2 protein-coding genes are annotated in these 2660 nt (G+C 65.2%); one reads left to right on the top strand and one right to left on the bottom strand.

Annotation, left to right across the window (positions count from 1 at the left end; all coding sequences use genetic code 11):
• Positions 1 to 207 precede the first annotated feature (207 nt).
• Positions 208 to 1656, bottom strand: coding sequence for a group II intron reverse transcriptase/maturase (ltrA, locus tag CHB84_RS22045; protein WP_245818922.1), 1449 nt, complete (start codon positions 1654 to 1656; stop codon positions 208 to 210).
• A 748-nt stretch (positions 1657 to 2404) separates the two neighbouring features.
• On the opposite strand from ltrA, the gene CHB84_RS22040 reads away from it, so the two are divergent.
• Positions 2405 to 2660: transposase (locus tag CHB84_RS22040; RefSeq protein ID WP_217898699.1), on the top strand; the 256-nt coding region annotated here is incomplete at its 3' end.

Here is a 2660-nt window from a genome sequence, read left to right as displayed (position 1 = left end):
TCCCCAGCGACCAGGCAGCCCTGAAGTGCCTCTATTCAGCCACCCGCTCACTGGATCCCACCAGCCGCGGTAAGACACGACGGGCCATGCGGTGGTTGAGTCGGCACGGGGCGCGGTGCGGGTGTTGCCGCCGGTCCGTTTCCCCGTGCCGCTCGCCGAACCCGGCGTGCGCCTCTCGACGCACCGGGCTCTCCACGGTTTCTGCCGTTAGGCGTGGTTTGCCGTCGCCCAGGGGGTGGGGATCGCGCCCCGGTATCGATAGCGGGTGACCGGTATCGATGTGGGGCTGAACAACTCGACCCCGTCCACCGACAGTGGCAGCCACCGCCCGGAGGGGGTGGTGAACCGTTGTCGGAACTGTTTCCAGCGCCAGCGGTGCAGCTTCCTCAACCACCTGATGATCCGCCATTGGACGAAATGTCTCAGGTGATCGAGAGTATGGCTGCATACTGCGTATCGGAAGTAGTTCGCCCATCCCCGCAGAATCTGATTGATCCTGACCAGGACGGTCCTGGGGTTGGCCTGCGACACCCTGTGTGTCATGGCACGGATCTTCGCCTTCACCGCCTTGAGGGGCTGGTCGGCGATGAAGGTGTAGACATACCACTGGTTCGTGCCTCTCTTGCGGCGCCACTGGATGTGGAACCCCAGGAAGTCGAACCCCTCGCTCATGTGTGTCACTCTGGTTTTCGACAGCGACAGGCGCAGTCCCAGCGGTGCCAACACTGTAGCGATGTCTTCGCGTAAGGCATCGACGTCGGTTTGGCGGCCGTGCACGAGCACGACGAAGTCGTCTGCGTAGCGGACGATCCGCCAGGTCGGCAGGCCCTTCTTTCGTCGAGCGTGGCGGCGATAGGTGGTTCCCATCTCCCGGTCTGGCTTCCAGGGTGTCATCACGTGCTCATCGAGCACGTGCAACGCGATGTTGGCCAGCAGTGGGGACAGAATGCCGCCTTGCGGGGTGCCGGTGTCGGAGTCCTTAAGTTCGGACTGCTCAGTGAGCACCCCGGCCTTGAGAAACGCCTTCACCAGCGCCAGCACGCGCTTGTCCTTGACTCGGACACGAACCCGGTCCATCAGGGCCGTGTGGTCGATCCGGTCAAAACACGCCTCGATATCCGCGTCCAGCACCCACCGGTAGCCCCGGGAGCCGAACATGTGGATCTCGGCGATCGCGTCGTGCGCCCGCCGCTTCGGCCGGAACCCATATGAGACCGGCAAAAAGTCCGCCTCAAAGATCGGTTCCAGCACCAGCTTCAGGGCTGCCTGGACTACCCGGTCAGCGATCGTGGGAATGCCCAACCTACGGACCTTCCCCGACCCGCCGGGCTTGGGAATCGTGCGTTCTCGCACTGGCAGGGGACGAAACGTCTCCGCCTTGATCGCAAGCCGCAACTCTTCCACGAACCCAGACACTCCCACACACTCCTCGACCCAGGCGGCTGTCAGGCCGTCCACGCCGGCAGTGCGTGCACCACGGTTGCCCGCGACCCGGTCGAACGCCACCAGCAGCATCGCCGGGTCATACACGAAGTTGAACAGGTCGTCGAACCGGCGGCCCGGATCGGCCACCGCCCAACGATGGAGCTTGGCCTGCATCTCCGATACCCGCTGCCGCGGCCCGACGACCGCCGCCTCCTGGGCGCCGGCGTTCACCGGCGCATCTTTCGGTCTTGCAGCGTCCTCATCTCCTCGATACCGCTGCCGCCCTTCCCCATGTGCCGGGCTTTCCCCAGCTCGGAGTACTACGGCGGCTCCGCCCCACCCAGGACCGATCGGTCGACGACGAACCCAGCCCCCTGACCCGCGCTGGCCACGCGGGCACGGGCAGATCCTGGACGGTTCCCGTGTTCACTGTGTTTCGCTCATCGAAGGAGGAGCCCGACTCTGCCCCAGCGGCCTCGCTGCGAGTACGCCGCAGCCTTTCCCCGCAGCCTCCCAGTCATCGGCTTCACGACTTCCGGAAGTTTCCCAACCACCACCGGCGGTGGGTGCGCGCCGCTCCCGGCCCCGATCCACCAGGTTCGAGCCGGTAAAGCGTTGAGGGACGTTATGACATCGGTTCCTCGCGTACTCCTCTCCGATCCGCTCGCCGCACCCACGCCATCTGGCAGTACTGGCGCACCACGGCTTTGTCAGGACTGCTCCCACCCATCTCGGCGTCTCCCGAGACCGGCTGTCCTCAGCTCCTACCGGGCCGCTGCGACGACCCGACGGTGGCGGTCTCTCACCTCCACTCAAAACACAGCGCCTCACGGCGCACGAAACCGGCACTCAACGCCTTCGCCATCACCTTCGAAGGCCGCACCACCCCGAGCGGAAACCAACCCATGCCAAGCCAGATCCACCGTTAATCAGACAGTCCCTCCAATGGTGGTGCTGGTGGTTGGGTGATGGTGGCGGGATGTGTCGTCAGAAGGTGTTGTCCGATGTGCAGTGGGGTGCGGTTGAGGGGTTGTTGCCGCGGCAGGGGCCGGTGACGGGGCGTCCTCGTCGTGATCGTCGGCAGGTGGTCGAGGGCATCATTTGCCGGTACCGGTGTGGTATCGCTTGGAGAGATCTGGTCGACGAGTTCGGCCCGTGGCAGACGGTGTGGAAGCGTCACCGTGCCTGGGCTGCCGACGGCACCTGGGACAGGGTCCTGGATGCCCTGCTGGTGC

Source organism: Haloechinothrix alba (assembly GCF_900188115.1).
In the GTDB taxonomy this organism is placed as follows: domain Bacteria; phylum Actinomycetota; class Actinomycetes; order Mycobacteriales; family Pseudonocardiaceae; genus Haloechinothrix; species Haloechinothrix alba.
The sequence above is the reverse complement of the archived record's forward strand: the minus strand, read 5'-3'. Positions and strand labels throughout refer to the sequence as shown.